We start from the raw sequence: 14,331 nt of genomic DNA on the forward strand, positions 1-14,331 counted from the left end.
GCCCGTCCTTTTTGGACGGGCGGGACGCCCATCCCACAATAACAATTAAAATTGTAAGTTATTTAATTCGCGATCCTTAGTCGTAAATTTTATTCCCGATCGCCAAACTTGCCGATCGAGTTTCATTTTTCTGTTTTCATTTTTTTTCTACTGTGCCGAATTCCGGCTGGCGACGGCAAAAAGCCCGATCGAACCCAGCTAAATACTTAAATCATTTTATACCACCGATCGGCTCAGTACAAATATCGGTTTTGCTTCCAACAGCCGCTGCTTTATCCGTTACGAAGCCTTTGACGTATCGCTGACACTCGATGCTTGGGTGGCGGACTCGGCCGATCGGTATCCGTAGAAATCTATCCGGTAGTCTACTATTTTGACACCCGTTTGCTCTTGAATTTGCTCGATCAAGTCGATCGGCAATTCCACATGAACGTCGAGAATCTGAGCCGTATCAAGACAATTGACATGAGAGTGAGAATCGCTGACATTGCCGTACAAGCGTCCCTCCGAGCGTTCTATGCACTCAATAATCCCTGCTTTCGACAAAGCTTCTAGATTTTGATAAACAGAAGTATGCCCGATCGAATGAGCTTGTTTGTTGAGGCGATCGTAGATTTCGCGAGCAGAGAGGTGTTCTTTTGCCTCCCACAAAAGTTCTAGAATAAATCGACGCTGGCGGCTCAAGCGCATTCCCATCGCCTGACAGCGGTTTAAAGCATCTTCTAATGAACTAATTGGTTTCACAGCTACCGCCTTATAAAGCCTGCTCGATTTTTAATTCTGGTACAATATTGCACGCCGATATATTCACTAATTCTAACGCAGGGTTGCCCAACAGTAGAAGGTAGAGGGCAAAAATCTCGAATGAGTGAATTTTTTCGAGTTGCTGCTCAACTCTATCTTCTACTGCCACACATCCTAGTTCGAGGATTTGATGGCGTTAACCAGTAACTTGGCGATTTCCGAAAGTTGCTTTTTGTTGAAAGTTTTGAGCAAAAGCTTGACTACCGCCTTCGGTTCGGCGGGAAGTGCGACTTGCTTCGACGCGGAGGCTGGGGCTGCTGGGGCTGCTGGGGCTGCTGGGGCTGCTGGGGCTGGTTTTGGGCTTGCTGCCAAAAGTAGCAAATTTTTACTCGGAACGATCGTCTTAACTTTCCCCACTTGTACTAAATCGCCAGCTTCCTTGAGTTCTTTGATAATCAACGGAGCTAAGACTTTATAAGAGTTTTTGGGATTAACGATCGCTGCTCTAGCTGTTTTTACTAAATTTTGCCAAGTCTCTATTTTACCTCCCAACTTATAGAGGCGAACGCACACAGCCGTCAACTCAGAGCGACTAGCAGCCGATTCTTTCTGCTTGAACACCTGCAACATTTCTTTGAGTAAAGTCATCACTTCAACAGCAAAATTTGGCGGCACAGCGCCCGCTGTTGGAGCGGCGGGCGTACCAGACCCAGCAGCAACCACCTGCACTTTACCCGACGCCAATTTATCGAGGTGAGTTTCGAGTTGAGCAAAAACAGGCATCACCTGCTGCACGAGTTTTTCTCCCTCCTCATTCCTCAAGCCGAAAGGCCCCTCCAGTCGCCCCAGCAAGTCCTTAAGCGTATCAACTCCCTTTAAAAATAGGGATTCTGCCGTTTGGTCAACCTGCTTAACTGGCCCGTCCTTGAGCACCTTAAAACAATCTTCCAAGCGGTGAGCGGTTGTTTTAATACTATCTAAGCCAAGCATAGCCGCCCCTCCTTTTACCGAATGGGCAGCTCGAAACATCTCTTGGACGCTTTCGGGGTCTTTCATCGTGGACTTCAAATCCACTAAACCATTTTCTAGAGTATCGAGGTGCTCCTTAGCCTCCTCTATAAACAAACGCATTATTCGGTCTTGCTGATCTGACACGACAGTCCTCCTAACAATCTGTGCACCCTCCAGAAAGCACCCTCTTCGCGGGAGAAAACACGACTCCTGCCAAAAGTCGGAAGCTCCCATGCAAAACATTCTAGCCTGCCTCAGCTAGCAGACTCAAAATACGGGTGTGAGGGCAATCTTAGCTCTCAAACTGCTGCGGTGGAGATTGAGCCTAGAGTTCTGAGGGAGTATCTGGAGCGACTTCAATACCCATTCCTTGTTTCATCATCTGCTGAGTCGTAATCAAGTCGTTTAACTCCTTGACTTCGACGCCGATGTCTTGGCAAGCCTGTTTCAGTTCCCGCTCGAAGGTGTTGAGGTCGCTTCCGTAGCCGCAGAGCTTCGCGGCTGTGGCGATTCCTTGTTGGGCGTTAGCTTTGGCGCAGTCGATCAATTCAATGCCTTTGAGGGGTTGGGAGGATGCCATAATTTCAAGCCACAATTTATCTTTTCTCCCACTGTACCTAGAACGTTGAGGTCGATCGATCTATCGAAAGGCATGAAAAATCCTGCCTGTGCTCAGTGTTGCCCATTCATAGCTATTTGTCTGGGAGTTCCGGGCCAGATAGCAGTAGTTGGGATTTTCTAACCCCCATATTCGGAGCTGAAACCATGTTTTTGCGTAAGTCTTTATGTTTATTGACAAAACGAAGTCATAACGAGTATGATTTAACCATAAGCAAAAAAGAGAGCCGCCATGAGGATAGAAGAAATTCCCCTCAACCAGATTCGCCGCCCCCTGCCGCGAGTCAACGACCAAACCAAAGTCGCCGCCCTTATGGAATCCATCCGCGAGGTAGGTTTAAACGAACCCATCGACGTGCTAGAAGTAGATGGTCAGTATTACGGATTTTCCGGTTGCCATCGGTACGAAGCTTGCCAGCGTCTCGGTTTAGAAACTATCCGCTGTAATGTACGCCGAGCTCCCCGTACCGTGTTGCAGATGCACTTAGCCTGAGCCTCTCAACAGAAATTCATGACAGGCAAATATTCGATCGCCCAAAGCTTTCTAATATATTCGATCGACAATCACTAATAACAAGCTAAAAACCTATGACTACCAACAACCACAAACAACATCTTTACCCCACCCGCATCGATATGTCAGCCGCCACCCGCTCTCAAGTAGTCGGGCTGCTCAACGCAACGCTAGCAACGACTCTGGACTTAAAAACTCAAGTCAAGCAAGCTCACTGGAACGTCAAAGGCATGGACTTCTATCAGTTGCACTTGCTATTTGACGAAATGGCAACAGAACTCGAAGAATACGTTGATACGGTTGCAGAACGAGTCACAGCTTTGGGCGGTTTGGCTGTAGGAACAGCCCGCACAGCCGCTGCTGATTCGATTTTGCCAGAATTTCCTTTCGACATTTTAGACGGGAAAGAATATGTGACGGCTTTAGCCGATCGCTACGCACCCTACGCCCAACACCTGCGAGTCGCCATCGACAAAGCAGACGAACTCGGCGATGCCGATACAGCGGATTTGTACACCGAAATTTCGCGGACAATTGACAAGCGTTTGTGGTTCCTAGAAGCGCATTTGCAAGGTTCTGCGACAACTGCAACAGCTGCCGCTGCAAAAGTTGCCGTCAAATAGCACACTTTCAATAATTGAACTTGCATCTTCATAAATCGCCAAACTCTTGTGGGGCGGGCTGTTGGGCCCGCCCCACAGATGTATTTCCTTAAGGCTCCTGACAGCTTAGGATCGAGAATATGTCCATTTAGTGAACAAACCTGACGGTCAACTGAGTACAGTTAGACCGCAGGCTTCTTGTTCCTTTTTTTCAAAGGCTTTTTATAGTGAGGTAGTTCCACCTCCACTTGCTAATATAGTATCAGAGTATTTCCAGAGCATCTTGGGGTATAAAAGAATAATTGTCGGTTTCGGTACCGAAACCCGACGAGCCTTTCATCCCAAGGAGTAATTCCCAACGGGGTACGGGGCCGAGTGCTCAGATTAATCCCCTCTAAATATACCGAGGGACTTCCCGGCTAATAGTTAATTTGGATGAGTTTTTCGTGACTGCCAATATTCCAGATTATGCTCTTCAACTGCAACGCCTGATGGAACAGGCGGGGCTTTCGAGCGATCGAGAACTCAGCAAAAAAGCAGGAGTTTCCGAGATCCAGCTAAGTCGCCTGCGTCGCGGTTTAGCCCTGCAAACCAGAGCCGACATCCTGCTCAAAATTAGTCAAGCTTTGCAAATTTCCTTAACCGAACTGCTCGCAACCTTGACGCCAAACTATGTAGAGTTAGAACAGGCACCACCGACAGCCCTAGAACAAGAATATCAGCGCCTGCAAGCTTCGATCGAACAGCAGCGAGAATCTTTGATGCAGGAATTCCAGCTATCTAGCCTGCAAATTTTAGAATCTTGGATGTTGCAGTGGCCGACTGCTGCGAGCAAAGCTCAGGAAAATCACAACTTGCGGGCTCAGAAACTACTGCCCTTGCTGCGGCCAGTCGAGCAGTTATTAGAGCATTGGGGAGTGGAGTCGATCGCCCCAGTCGGAGCCGAGATTCCCTACAACCCCCAACAGCACCAGCTAATGGAAGGAACAGCCGAACCCGGAGAACCCGTCACAGTCCGCTACACAGGCTACAGACAAGGTGAAAAACTGCTCTACCGCGCCAAAGTTAGCCCAGTTTGATTCATACCAGAAGGGCCTTCGGCAGAACAAAGATTGTCCCCCTCTCAAAATTCACTCCCGGCGAAGCGCTGCGACTGCGATCGACCTTACGATCCGCGACGAGCACCATCTATTGCCCTCAAAACTATTCTCCCGCTCTCAGGCTCTGGCGCTTTCCCCCTCTCTTATTTGGATCGGAGTCCATCTCGCAGCTATACTAGCGTAGTCTGGCTAGTAATTCTGATATTCCCACCGCAAAATATGAGTCCTGTAGTTAAAATTATTCAGCCCTCTGGCATTTTAGACGGCACCAAGGCAAGTCAATTCCGCCAAGAGATTAGCGACCTAGTGGAAGCGGGAGCCGATGTGGTATTGATAGACTTCACTGATGTGACATTTATGGATAGTTCTGGTTTGGGCGCTTTAGTATTGGCGCTCAAAACAGTCCGGGCCGCTGGGAGTCAATTAGTTGTCTGTTCTATCAACGAGCAAATCCGCATTTTATTTGAACTCACCAGCATGGATCGAGTTTTCGAGATATTTCAGACCCGCGATGCTTTTAATAGCAAAATTCTCTCAACTAACTAAATCTTTGGGCTGCTGTCTTCTTGCTATTTGGTCGCAGATGCACTGCAAGAAGTCAGCTAGCCAAAGTTTACCTTGAGTAAAGACCAATCATCATCAAAAACTGCTTTAGCGTTCAACTTTTGAATGTAGTTCAAAACCAGCTCTAACTGGTCGGCACTTGCACCGTTGTAAGCTGCTAACAGGTCTACGAAAGGGTCAAGCCCCCAGATATTGCCGTCAGGTTGGTGGATCTCGTATACCCCGTCGCTAAAGATGTAGAGAGTGCTCAAATCCTCGACATCGCAGCAATTATCGACATAGGGGGCGTCAGGGAACATCCCGACGGGCATTCCGGGGGTTTTTAATCGCTGGATTTTAGCGGTGCTCGCAGGGGACTGGGAAATTAACACTGCCGGTGGATGGCCGGCGCTGGCATAAACTAGCTGGCGAGAAATGCGGTTGTAAACGCCGTACCAGATGGTGAAATACTTGTCATTTTGGTAGCTCATCTGGAAGGTGGTGTTCAGGGCGCGCAACACGTCGCTGGGTTTGTAGTAGTCTATGTTGGGGAGCGTGCGCGATCGCAGCAAATTCAGCACGGCCACCGAAGGCAGCGCCGCCCGCAAACCGTGACCGGCTACGTCTAGCAAGTAAATCGCCAAATAATCGGCATCTAGCCAGTTGTAGTCGAAGCAATCTCCCCCCAACTGCCGGGAGGGAATGAATTTTGCTTCGATGCTGAAAGGTTCCGTCATCGGATCTGGCAACAGCGATTGCACGTACTCGGCGGCCTCGGCTAACTCTGCTTCCAGACTTTGCTTGGCTATTTTCAAATCTCGGCTGAGTTGGTGCAGCCTCAATCCCGCGCGTACTCTTGCCTGTAACTCGTTGAGTTCGATCGGCTTTGAGATAAAATCGTCGGCACCGGCGTCGAGGCCTTTGACTCGATCGGCGATCGAACCCAAAGAAGTCAACAAAAAGAATTGTGTAGTTGACAGATCCGGATCTGCCTTGACTCGACGGCAGACATCGATGCCGGTCAAGCGCGGCATGATCCAATCGCAAATTATCAGGGCCGGACGCAATTTTTGCGCCTGGGCTACACCGTCTTCGCCATTGCTTGCTACTGTTACTTCGTAACCCTGTTTTTTCAGGGTTCTTCTCAGCAGTTCTTGAACAGCCGTATCATCGTCAATAACCAGAATTTGAAACATGGGCACTTAGGTACTACAAGTTTTTCAAGGTCTGGGGGTCATTTAAAATATATCCTGTCAGCGCCCTTGTCTGAGATTGAGTATAGTTGATTGACATCGCTTTCGAGGTAATTGCTTTTGAGGGCGGGTCGTTGAGTTCAATTTACGTTAAAATTTGATAGAAATTTGGCGCGATCGAACTTCACTCAGTTTATACTCAGAATATAAATTTTTATAGACTTTTATTTGCCACAGGCGATGGTTGACATGGAAGTGCTATTTATGGTATAATGGCTAACCGATTAGTGGATTAAACATCGATCGACGGCCCACCAAAGCTAGTATCCTCAAACAACCATTCAATTTGGCCGCCGTTATACTTTGTCTCGTGGTATTTTATCTGGTTGTATTTTGTCTCGTTGTATTTTGCCCACCGGCCGATGAAGAACTTGTGTGGTGAGCGTGATTGAATTAAAGGGTTCCGAAAAGTTGCCGATGCTAAAAAAAGCGGATCTTCAAGTCAATACAGGTCTGAATGGATTAAGCTGGGTTTTGTCGTGGTTTGCACAATTGTACGACTCGCGAATCCCTACAAGTGTGTGGATACGGTGTCAGTTGGCTTTGGCTGAGGGCTTTACGAATGCGGTGCGTCACGCCCACAAGGGCAAACCAACGGATTTGCCTGTTGACATTCAGGTGGCTGTGTTCGCTGAATCTTTAGAGATTAAAATTTGGGACTCGGGCGATCCGTTTGATTTAGAGAAAAAAATCAAAGATATTTCGGAAAAAGTCGATATTCACTCTCCGGGCGGGCGGGGTCTAAAATTGATTAAAGACATCGCAGACACTATTAGTTACGAGAGAACGGCTGATGGACGGAACTGTTTGTCGATCGTCAAAAATTATTCGCCCTGTCTTAATGCCGAACGATGAAGCTGATATGTGGTTGGCAACTGCCGAAGGAACTTTCGGGTTAATAGCCTTTAGAAGCTTTTAAACGCGGGACGCAGGATTCAGCCACAGCAGAATTGTCCGTTTTAATTGATTTAATTCTCGATACACTTCTTGTTTTACCCACTGCCCGATCGCGTCGAACGGCGTAAAAATTTGACCCACAGGCCAGCTAACATCTTGCCCCAAGGGCGTTTGATGGTTGCCCGCTAGAGTCTGAACGGTAATCATGTCGGGAAATCGTGCTTTTAGCAGTTTGGTCAACAGCAGGGTTTGGTCGATGTTGTCACCGTTAAATTTGACTAAAAGATTGCGCCGGATTTGATAGCTATTTTGGACGAGGCGATTAGTCTCTTGCGGGGAAGGGGTAAACTCGACGTTAAAGACGGGGGAAATTTGCTCGACGATCGGGATTGCTTCGGATGCCGCATAATTGTTGAAAGAAATCAGAATATTGCCTGCCCTTTCTATGTCAAACACAGAACCGATCAGCAAGTGCAGTTTGCATCCCATGCTGTGTCCCATGCCGTAGATGGGGAGATACGAAGATTTGAGCAATTTAGTGGCGCGCAGCCGATCGAGGGCATTTTCAAATTTGTTGAGGACATCGCGGGCGATCGCAATATGATCCAAAGTATTGACAAACGGCGTTGCGACTACAAGATATCCTTGGTTTCCCAAAGCCTCTAACAGCCAGCGATAGGTCACTTGCGGTGCTGTCGCCACAAATGCACCGCCGAGAAAATGCACGATCGCGATCGGTCTTGAAGGAATTAATACCCAATTGCCTGAAATTTCTTGCCAGTCCATAAATTCAATCTAATAATAAATAAAAAGGCGATCGTTCTCTGAAGGTAAAAGGCAGAATGTTGGATAAATTTTTGCTTTTATTTTCTGCATCAAAAAGGGGTTTGCTACCCATTTTTAAATTCCAAAAACTTTCTTTTTTACTTATACATTATTTATTCTAACTGTTGTGGGGGTAAATAGCACGGCTGGCGATCGCTGCTATTTGCAAGCTGTATAGGGTTGAAGCTAGTAACCGAATAAATCAAGGCTGACATCCGCGGCTTTCAAAGATTTGTATATCGTGTCCTATCGCACGGCTGCAAGCCGCTGTAGCTGGTATCGCGGGTAATTCACCCGACAGGATATTAACAGTCAAATACCCCTCAAAACCCCAATATCGCGTATTAATCAGCCCCTGGGCGATCGGCTTCGATTCGGCTATACAACTATAACATCCTTTAGGACAGCCCCCCGATTTCAGACGATCGCTGGGGGTTTAATTCTGGCGAATGACCAATACCTTCTGCCGTTTGATGACTCAACTTTTCGTGAGTCTTCATCCATTTCCACTTGTTGACAGTAGCTTGAGGATTGAGCACTGTGGTAGCGATGCCGTAAACAATAGTCGGCAACACCTCCCGATTTAACCAACTTTGTCCCAGCTTTCTCATGTAGTGCAGTGCCAAAACTTCTCGAAATTTGTTCAGCCTTTGCAAAAGCGGCAAATTCTTAAAACATAACTCTTCGTACTCGTGGAGTGATAACTCTTTTTCTCCCCGCAAGCGCCGCAGTTGGTTTTCCTTGACACAATCAGAAGCTATGCGCTTTTTGAGCCAGTGCTTATCTGTGAGAGAGTTCCCTCTAATTCGATAATTTCCCAAAGGTTCTGTCGCCGCTAGCAAGCCATACTTTTGAGCAACTTTAGTAAATAATTCTGTATCTTCTCCTACCTCCCAATCTTCTGGAAACCCGCCTTCTTGGAGTAGAATAGAGCGATCGACTACAACAGAAGACGGGAAAACCCAAGGACTTTCGCCTGTCTCCTTAATCGCCTGCATTTCTGCTTTAGTTGTAGGATAGGTGGGAATATAACTCAACTTGTTGCCACGCTTGTCTAAATACCGCAAAGCGTGAGCGACAGCTTTGACTTCGGGATTGTCTGCGAGCATATTCAAACAAACTTCTAACTTATTGGGTTCCCAAGTATCGTCGCTGTCGATAAACGCTACATACTCGCCTGTGGCGCGATACATCATTAAATTTCTCGACTTAGAAACCCCGTAATTTTCGGGATTTCTGAAGTATTGAATTCTCGAATCTTGCTCTACCAGCTTAGCAGCAACTTTGTCAGTAGCGTCAGTAGAGCAGTCATCAACAATTAAAATTTCTAGATTCTTGTGGGTACCATTGAGTACGGAGGCAATTGTCTCGGCCAGAGTGTCGGCAGCATTGAATGCAGGAATGATGACGCTGACTTTTTGGCTGTTCATAACTTGCATTAAGGTGTGGTTTGGTAGTTATTCGCCGAAGTATAGTCTCGAAGCAGACACTCTGACTCCTTTACGTGCAAGTACCTGTAGTCAGGAAACTTGCCTACATACTGCCAATATAACAGGTTTACCACGTCAGTGTTATCTACCATAAGGAGGCAACAGCCCTTAGCAGGCGGAGTGCAGACTATGATTTGGCGGCCAATTTTTTTGACACAAAAGCCACGGGTGCGAGGGATTGAGGGATTTTTCTGGGGACTGGAGTTGTCCTAAATTCGATCGCATCTTTTTTTTTGTTAAATAGGACTTACCCAGAAAAACCCGGCATCACCCAAAATCATTGGTTTGAGAAGTATGCAGCTACACAAAAATTGGTTTCTGACTCAGTTCGATTTCTGTTAATAGCTAATCATATTTTTTCGACCGCCAAAACCGGGAATTTAGGAGTGTGAAACTTTACTACAGCAATCTTAAATCAGTTGTACAAATATGTAGGGGTAGTGCCAAGAATGCCTACCCCCAAGGATCGGGGCAACCGGGCGCGAGTTTTGGCCCTACAACACTTACACAATTCCTTGAGAATCGCTATACGAACCTAATTTAAAAACATCAGCAAAAATAGCATTTTCCTCCACCATTCTTCCCGCATCCGGCGAATCGTAAACCACTAACAGCGAATTCTGCCCTCCCAAATAGGGAAACAGGCTCAATCCCTCAGCATTGTCCGTACCCACCTTAAAAGGCAAGTCAAACAATACCTCCAAATCTCCCCCATCTTGCCCCGTAATACTGTCGCCCGATCGCCCTAAAATTCCCTTTAACCGAAAAACCCTCATCGCCCCAGATAAAGTCATCGTCGGCCCGGCTAAAACCATCAAATCTTCTCCATTCCAGCACAATTCTCGCACCCCCAAACCGTTCAAATCAACAAAATGTTTCTTGTACAATTTCTCTCCTTCCCCAATAGCCTTAAGCCTTAAAACTCCCGGTTCTGCCTCTTCAACTTCTATCTCTAAAATTATCGCCCAACCCCGCAGCACCGGCCCCCGCAAACCAAGAAAAATCCGATTTCCGCGCACCGCCAACCCTTCAATATCAAAGCCATTTTCTTTACTCGGAATCGGCACAGATAAATATAGACCGAGGTGGGTGTCATCTTTGAGCGCGTCTGTCAGCAAATTGCCTGTTTCTGTCCGCTGCAGGCATCCCACTGTCTGCTGAATTTCGGGATTGTCTGAATCGGGAATTGACTCGCACAAAATCCCGTCTTTCATAGGAATGCGCGCCAGTAAATAGCGGTTGACTTCTGTGACGATTTCTGCTAATCTTTCAATGTCTTTACCGGGGTCTTTGCCTTTAGCTTTCTTGCGTTTGGTGCTGTGAGAACCGACTAGCCAAAGATAATCGTTGCTGAAATCAATTCCTTCAATATCGATTTCAGATTCTCCAGATAAATCTATAAAATCTGCGATCGCAAATTTTTGATGTTCTCCAAAAATATGAGGGGCGACAGGCGACAAACGCTCGATCGAAGTCGTTTCATCGGAACCCAGCCACAAATGGCCGTCTGGAGTTAAAGCAACAGCGGATAAGTCTGTAATGATATCCGCGGCTTCGCTGGTGAATTGCAGCAGCAGCCGACCGAGCAAAAAAGATTCTGGCATAATTATTAGCACTAAAACTATTGTTATGGTCAGTCATTATAGCTAAATATGCTTAAAATTGATATCTTGCCACAGGTGTAATAGCTATAGTAGTAGGGTGCGTCATAACGGGAGATATTTGGGAGAATTAATCAGCCATCAACTGACGCACCATGGGATTAGAAAGGTGCGTCAGATGTATAGCAGGAGGCAGAAGGCAGAAGGCTTGAGGCAGGAAGCAGGAGGCAGAGGTAATCAGAGCAAGGGTTTCAGCAATCGCTATCGTCGTAACCGCCAAGGCGGTGGCTATAAATTTTCCGAGAATAAATTAGATATGAACTGAGGCACCCTAGAAATTAAGTTAATTGTCGATCGCATCCCTTCGCCGCTGGCTGTAGCGTTTCAATTCATCAATTAAGTGAGTATCGTTAGAAGCTGTTCTCGCGCCCGCTTCCGCCGCCCAGCGCTTCAAATCTTCGATTTGCGATCGCGCGATCGCAGCTAAAGGTACTGTATCCTCGATCGACCTTAAAATATCCTCGGTCATCAAATCCCGGCGCTGTCCGTTGACAAAAGTGCCAAAGGCTCGATACAATCCATCTATTACGACTTGTTCAATTTCTGCACCGCTAAAATTCTCAGCGCGTTTCGCCAAAACTCCCAAATCAAACTCGCGCAATCTAGTTGGCCGCAAACGCTGCAAATGCACTTTAAAGATATCTTGCCGTTCCGATTCTGAGGGCAAATTCAAAAAGAAAATTTCATCAAACCTGCCCTTTCTCAGCAACTCTGCCGGCAAAATCCGCACGTTATTTGCAGTTGCGACGATAAACACCGGACTGGTTTTTTCCTGCATCCAAGTAATCAAACTGCCGAATACCCGGCGCGAAGTTCCCGAATCGCCGTCGCTGCCGCTGATAATGTTGCCGAAGGCTTTATCTATTTCATCGATCCACAAAACGCAAGGTGCGATCGCCTCTGCTAATTGTATCATTTGCCTGACGCGACTTTCGCTTTCCCCGACCACGCCGCCAAACAATCTTCCAGTATCCAATCGCAACAGTGGCAAACGCCATTCTGAGGCTATTGTTTTCGCCGATAAAGATTTGCCCGTTCCTTGAATTCCTACTAACAAAACTCCTTTCGGATTCGGTATACCGTAGCGACGCGCTTCATCAGTAAAAGCATCTTGCCGCATCTTTACCCACTGTTTCAAATTCTCCAACCCGCCCACACTTTTTAGGGATTCTCTGGAGTTGAAAAACTCCAAAATTCCCGTTTGGCGAATTGCTTGTTGTTTTTCCTCCAAAACTCCGTCAATATCTGACTCGTTAATTTGCTGTTTGGCGGCCAAAGCTTTAGCCAAAACCCGCCCGATTCTAGCGCGACTCAAACCCTGACAAGCTTTAACCAATTGTTCCCTTGCTAAACCGCTAACTTGCAACTGTTGCGGTTTTTCTACAACGTGGGAAATTAAACTGTCGATTTCTTGGACGTTGGGCAAAGGAAAATCAATTACTGTGACTTCTTCTTTCAATTCCTCCGGCAATTCCAGGGTGTGAGAAGTAAGAACTATAGTTTTTTTGCTACGCTTCAATTCCCGCGTTAAATTCCGCAATTCCCGCACTACCGCCGCATTTTTTTCGGTGTAGGGATATTTCAAAATAGGGTGCAAATCCCGCAGTACAAATATGGTATATTCTTCAACAGCAGTTTTGCTGACGCGATCGAGCGCCGCCATTACCGAACCTTTCCCAGAACCGTTATCCTCCCAGCCCCGCACAAGATCCCAGAACAACACCCGGCGCGCGGGAGTTACTTGCAGCGCTACTTGGGCAATTACGGCTTCGACTGGTTCTTCCTCCGCGCCGACAATGTACAGCAGCGAATAGCGGGCGCGAATCATCAAATCTAGTCGTTTTACCAGTGCCTCGAAATGGTTATTTTTACTGCCCTTGACGACATCTAATTCTTTGGGGTTTGGGTAATTTTCTGTCATTTTATTGGATATCTTAAATATATATTCAACCTTATTAAATATTTTGTTTGCAGTTAGGACTTTAGTCCTTAAAAATGATTTAACCGAACTAAAGGTTAGTAGTAAGGACTTTAGTCCTTAACAACTATTTAGCCGGACTAAAGTCCGTACTGCGAACGTTAAAATTATAACAGAATCGTGAGCAGTTGGCTACTTAGCAGCTTTTCGAGCTTGTTTCACCATTTCAATCAGAGTATGGTGAGCATCTTCGGCATCGGTTAAAGTGCGATCGAAATTTACTCTGACGGGCACTGTTTCGTCGTTGACTTTAGCGGTTAAATCCATGCCGTTGGCATCAATAGCGAGCATTTGAGCTTCTGTCGCCTCCGGTTTGCCGCCAAATGCTTGAGCATATAGCACTACAGCACTAGCGTGGTCTTCGTTCATGTGAGTGCAGATGCGATCGCTAATCTCAGTGGAAAACTGTTCTGACATGGGGAGATTCCTCAGATGCAATATCGATCGATTGTACTGCGATCGGTACAAAGTTTTCAACCGCGATCAATTGCCTCAAGAGTTATGAGGGATAAATAACTAAATTCTATCCGCGTAAATCGGCGTTAATCTGCGGTTTTAAAAATGCCATCTTTCAACTATAATGATAAAATATTACTTTCTTAATAGTGCATAGTCAAATGAAAAAATCTAGCGCTTATATCGAACTACTCAAAACATTTCCGCCGCGACCCATAAGTGCTGAGGAGGAGTTAATGGCAACTCAAGAAGCGATCGACTCTTTGTTGGATAAAGGCGAACTGACTCCCGACGAACGCGACTACCTCAACGTACTGGGAACCCTTGTTTATGAGTACGAGCAAACTTTAGAACCCATACCTGATATTTACGGAGTAGAACTGTTAAAGGCTTTAATCGAAGAATTTGATCTCAGACAAAAAGACCTAGTTCCTATTTTTAAAACAGAGTCTATTGTCTCAGATATCCTCCGTAAAAAGCGCCAACTTACAACCGAACACATACAAAAACTTGCAGAGTTTTTCTGCGTCTCGCCGGCTGTTTTCTTTCCGCTGCCTCCAGTTAAAACAACTGCTTGAATTGAAAAACATATTTTTGTTTGTAGTAAGGACTTTAGTCCAGAAACCGGGTTTTTACGAT

17 protein-coding genes are annotated in these 14,331 nt (G+C 46.4%); 7 read left to right on the plus strand and 10 right to left on the minus strand.

Annotation, left to right across the window (positions count from 1 at the left end; genetic code table 11):
* Positions 1–279 precede the first annotated feature (279 nt).
* The 4 genes from QT984_RS18230 to QT984_RS18245 form a co-directional block, all read right to left on the minus strand.
* Complete coding sequence (locus QT984_RS18230) at positions 280–744, minus strand: Fur family transcriptional regulator (RefSeq protein ID WP_333056302.1); 465 nt, start codon at positions 742–744, stop codon at positions 280–282.
* Positions 745–754: 10 nt separating this feature from the next.
* Positions 755–913, minus strand: a complete 159-nt coding sequence (locus QT984_RS18235; RefSeq protein ID WP_333056303.1) for a hypothetical protein — start codon at positions 911–913, stop codon at positions 755–757.
* A gap of 5 nt (positions 914–918) precedes the next feature.
* Entirely contained in the window at positions 919–1,998 is a 1,080-nt protein-coding gene (locus QT984_RS18240; RefSeq protein WP_333233529.1) for an Hpt domain-containing protein, read from the minus strand.
* Between the two features lie 82 nt (positions 1,999–2,080).
* Positions 2,081–2,335, minus strand: a complete 255-nt coding sequence (locus tag QT984_RS18245) for a hypothetical protein (RefSeq protein WP_333056305.1) — start codon at positions 2,333–2,335, stop codon at positions 2,081–2,083.
* Positions 2,336–2,605: 270 nt separating this feature from the next.
* Here QT984_RS18245 and QT984_RS18250 point away from each other — a divergent pair, with 270 nt between their 5' ends.
* The 4 genes from QT984_RS18250 to QT984_RS18265 all read left to right on the plus strand — a co-directional run bounded on the left by QT984_RS18250 (position 2,606) and on the right by QT984_RS18265 (position 5,135).
* A complete protein-coding gene (locus QT984_RS18250; RefSeq protein WP_332985662.1) occupies positions 2,606–2,866 on the plus strand; it encodes a sulfiredoxin in 261 nt (86 codons plus the stop codon).
* Positions 2,867–2,961: 95 nt separating this feature from the next.
* Positions 2,962–3,510 carry a DNA starvation/stationary phase protection protein Dps gene (gene dps, locus QT984_RS18255; protein ID WP_333056306.1) on the plus strand — a complete coding sequence of 183 codons (549 nt, stop codon included), beginning with the start codon at positions 2,962–2,964 and terminating at the stop codon, positions 3,508–3,510.
* 425 nt (positions 3,511–3,935) lie between these two features.
* Entirely contained in the window at positions 3,936–4,568 is a 633-nt protein-coding gene (locus QT984_RS18260) for a helix-turn-helix domain-containing protein (RefSeq protein WP_333233526.1), read from the plus strand.
* Positions 4,569–4,808: 240 nt separating this feature from the next.
* On the plus strand, positions 4,809–5,135 hold the full coding sequence (locus tag QT984_RS18265) for an STAS domain-containing protein (protein WP_041623653.1): 327 nt from the start codon (positions 4,809–4,811) through the stop codon (positions 5,133–5,135).
* Positions 5,136–5,191: 56 nt separating this feature from the next.
* Here the strand turns inward: QT984_RS18265 and QT984_RS18270 are convergent, their stop codons facing one another.
* On the minus strand, positions 5,192–6,328 hold the full coding sequence (locus tag QT984_RS18270; protein WP_006632014.1) for a PP2C family protein-serine/threonine phosphatase: 1,137 nt from the start codon (positions 6,326–6,328) through the stop codon (positions 5,192–5,194).
* 441 nt (positions 6,329–6,769) lie between these two features.
* Here QT984_RS18270 and QT984_RS18275 point away from each other — a divergent pair, with 441 nt between their 5' ends.
* Positions 6,770–7,240 carry an anti-sigma regulatory factor gene (locus QT984_RS18275; RefSeq protein ID WP_333374600.1) on the plus strand — a complete coding sequence of 157 codons (471 nt, stop codon included), beginning with the start codon at positions 6,770–6,772 and terminating at the stop codon, positions 7,238–7,240.
* Positions 7,241–7,300: 60 nt separating this feature from the next.
* Here the strand turns inward: QT984_RS18275 and QT984_RS18280 are convergent, their stop codons facing one another.
* The 3 genes from QT984_RS18280 to QT984_RS18290 form a co-directional block, all read right to left on the minus strand.
* Positions 7,301–8,068 (minus strand): DUF1350 family protein, encoded by a 768-nt coding sequence (locus QT984_RS18280; RefSeq protein WP_333374602.1) that lies wholly within the window; start codon positions 8,066–8,068, stop codon positions 7,301–7,303.
* 437 nt (positions 8,069–8,505) lie between these two features.
* Positions 8,506–9,537, minus strand: coding sequence for a glycosyltransferase family 2 protein (locus tag QT984_RS18285; RefSeq protein WP_333374603.1), 1,032 nt, complete (start codon positions 9,535–9,537; stop codon positions 8,506–8,508).
* A 563-nt stretch (positions 9,538–10,100) separates the two neighbouring features.
* Entirely contained in the window at positions 10,101–11,201 is a 1,101-nt protein-coding gene (locus QT984_RS18290; protein ID WP_333056311.1) for a DUF3616 domain-containing protein, read from the minus strand.
* Between the two features lie 166 nt (positions 11,202–11,367).
* On the opposite strand from QT984_RS18290, the gene QT984_RS18295 reads away from it, so the two are divergent.
* Positions 11,368–11,523, plus strand: a complete 156-nt coding sequence (locus tag QT984_RS18295; protein ID WP_333374605.1) for a hypothetical protein — start codon at positions 11,368–11,370, stop codon at positions 11,521–11,523.
* An 18-nt stretch (positions 11,524–11,541) separates the two neighbouring features.
* On the opposite strand, the gene QT984_RS18300 is transcribed toward QT984_RS18295, so the two are convergent.
* Positions 11,542–13,179, minus strand: coding sequence for an AAA family ATPase (locus QT984_RS18300; RefSeq protein ID WP_333056312.1), 1,638 nt, complete (start codon positions 13,177–13,179; stop codon positions 11,542–11,544).
* Between the two features lie 189 nt (positions 13,180–13,368).
* Positions 13,369–13,653 carry a DUF2470 domain-containing protein gene (locus tag QT984_RS18305; RefSeq protein WP_333211405.1) on the minus strand — a complete coding sequence of 95 codons (285 nt, stop codon included), beginning with the start codon at positions 13,651–13,653 and terminating at the stop codon, positions 13,369–13,371.
* 200 nt (positions 13,654–13,853) lie between these two features.
* On the opposite strand from QT984_RS18305, the gene QT984_RS18310 reads away from it, so the two are divergent.
* The gene (locus QT984_RS18310; RefSeq protein WP_333272181.1) at positions 13,854–14,270 is read left to right on the plus strand and encodes a transcriptional regulator; all 417 of its coding nucleotides are present in this window, start codon (positions 13,854–13,856) and stop codon (positions 14,268–14,270) included.
* Positions 14,271–14,331 lie beyond the last annotated feature (61 nt).

Origin of the sequence: Microcoleus sp. Z1_B2, assembly GCF_036700325.1 — a bacterium.
In the GTDB taxonomy this organism is placed as follows: domain Bacteria; phylum Cyanobacteriota; class Cyanobacteriia; order Cyanobacteriales; family Microcoleaceae; genus Microcoleus.